Origin of the sequence: Oscillibacter sp. CU971, assembly GCF_905219725.1 — a bacterium.
In the GTDB taxonomy this organism is placed as follows: domain Bacteria; phylum Bacillota; class Clostridia; order Oscillospirales; family Oscillospiraceae; genus Oscillibacter.
Genome location: NZ_CAJMXG010000380.1, coordinates 1 through 2,174, shown reverse-complemented (window position 1 = coordinate 2,174; position 2,174 = coordinate 1). Strand labels below are relative to the sequence as shown.

General features: G+C 61.4%; 3 protein-coding genes. 2 read left to right on the top strand and 1 reads right to left on the bottom strand.

Features of this window, described 5'->3' with window-relative positions; genetic code table 11:
* Window positions 1–283: hypothetical protein (locus tag JX325_RS15645; RefSeq protein ID WP_204791982.1), on the bottom strand; the 283-nt coding region annotated here is incomplete at its 3' end.
* A 659-nt stretch (window positions 284–942) separates the two neighbouring features.
* On the opposite strand from JX325_RS15645, the gene JX325_RS15640 reads away from it, so the two are divergent.
* Window positions 943–1,197 (top strand): hypothetical protein, encoded by a 255-nt coding sequence (locus JX325_RS15640; RefSeq protein WP_204791981.1) that lies wholly within the window; start codon window positions 943–945, stop codon window positions 1,195–1,197.
* Window positions 1,190–2,044, top strand: a complete 855-nt coding sequence (locus tag JX325_RS15635; RefSeq protein ID WP_204791980.1) for a zeta toxin family protein — start codon at window positions 1,190–1,192, stop codon at window positions 2,042–2,044. Before JX325_RS15640 ends, JX325_RS15635 begins: the two co-directional genes overlap by 8 nt.
* Window positions 2,045–2,174: the final 130 nt, after the last annotated feature.

The window sequence follows — 2,174 nt, the reverse complement described above, 5'->3', positions numbered from 1 at the left end:
CCGCCAGGACATTCATCACCATGTCCAGCTCCACCGCCAGCTTGAACAGCAGACGGCACGTCCGGTTCTCGCTGTCGCGGACGGTACTCCGCAAGGCATCGGTCAGCGCGGCGGGCAGGAACTCACAGGCGTCCTGGCCGGAGACGTAGCCGGAATAAAACCGAATGGCCTTTTCGATGAACTCGTTTTGCGTCCGGCAGTTGTCCCGCGGGTATAGTTCTCTGACAAGCTGCTGCGTCTCCGGGGACATCCGCAGGGCGAACTTGATTTTTTCTCTGGGCATATAGCTTCTCCTTATATCGTCATTNTGNGGCACGCCGCTTCCGGCTNAGCCTGGGCAGCCATCCGATGGACTGCCAAGAGGTCCGGGGCGGTTTCCAGGATGCACGGATAGGCGTCCGCCAGCTTGGGCACTGCGTCGAGCAGCTCCTGAGAGACGAGCCAGAGGCTCGACGCGACGTCCGGGTNTTCCGACAGGNTTTCAGGCGGATGGTACATAATCCACTCCCGGAGCTGGTCGCCATAGGCCCAGCAGTCCAGCAGCTTGACAGCTCCGGCCAGCACATCCTCGTCCCTGGAGATTCCAGCAGCGTCTGCGGCGGCCTGCACGGTGAGACAGGCGGTCTCCGACACATCGGCCCCGCTTTGCTCTGCGGCGCATTCCATCATCCCGCTCCAGACCTCTATGAACTGAACGATGGCCCGTCCGTCGGCGGTCTGATTTTGCTTGTGGGAAAAATCCGCGCAGTCCTTCTCCCTGCCGTATTTGATCTGCATGATACATTCCTCCTTTCTCCCTCCGGCGTTCACCGGCTGTCATTNGGCAGATTTACAAAAATNGGTCCGCACACCGCTTGGATGGGTTGCGGGGGCGCAGGGAATGTGGTATGATGCGTATACTGGAATTGAAATGGTTGACGGTCTCGTATGGAGGTGCGCCGCGTGAGCAGATATGAGTTTTCACTCCGTCAGGAAGTGCTGATGGAAAAGGGGGCTTCCGTTTTGGGGAACCTGTACCACTATGAGCGGGAGCAGAATGGGCAGAGCCAGCCGGTCCAGCTCATGTACGATTTGGTCTGGACGGCGAAGCAGGATATCCTGCTGGCCACGTCGGAGAAAGACCTGGACCGCATCGAAGGGCAGTTCGACCTTGCCGGGCAGTTCCTGTCCGGCATCAAGGCGGGCGGCAATGTCTGAACAGAATGTATCTGCCGGCTTCAGTGAAGCGGATGTGTCGGAGCTCCTGAAAAAAGAATTGCGGCTGACCTTGCGGCGCACGCACCAACAAGAACATCCCTGCGCTATCCTGCTNGNGNGCNNGCCGGGAGCGGGGAAGACGGAGCTGTCCACCATGCTGCNGTCGCAGATGCGTGGAGACGCCGCGTTCATCAACGGAGACGATTATCGCCGCTGTCATCCCAGCTACCAAAAGTTGTACGCCGCGTATGGCTCCGACTCGGTCGCCATGACCTCCGCGTTTTCCTCGGCGGTGGTGGAGGGCCTGATTGGACAGCTCTCCGACGCCGGGCGCAATCTGGTGATCGAAGGCACTGGCCGGACGGTGGAGGTCCCGAAGTCCACCGCCGAACTGCNGACGGGCAAGGGCTACCGTGTTGAGATCGCCGTCATCGCCGCCAGGCCGGAGGTCTCCCTTGCCAGCACGCTTCTGCGGTTCTACCAGATGAACGAGGGCGGGACAATTCCCAGGTCCACGGCGCTGGAGGCCCACGACAACATCGTGAGCGTCCTGCCGGAGAACCTGGACGCGCTGCGGGCGCTTCCCTGCGTCTCCCGCGTCAGCATTTGGGACCGGGAGCTGACGCTTCTGTACGACAGCGGCGGCAGTCAGGAACTGCCCTCCGCCGTCCTGCGCCGCTTCTGGAGCAGGCCATGGACAGAGGAAGAACTGTCCGGTGTTCGGAATGACCTTGCCGCTCTTCGGCAGAAGGAGCAGGAGAGCGGCCTGTGTCAGAGGGAGTCACTGGACGCTCTGGCACGGCGGATTGAAACCGCCGCTCAAACGAGCTTCCTATCGCGTGACTGACAAGAGGGCCTCCCACGCCGGTGGGAGGCCCTTTTTGCGCCCATATCCCCGAACGGAACCACGGAAAACCGCCCAACGGCGGGCCTTCGAGGAAAACCAGACCCCCGACCAGACGCCAGCGGGCGTAACC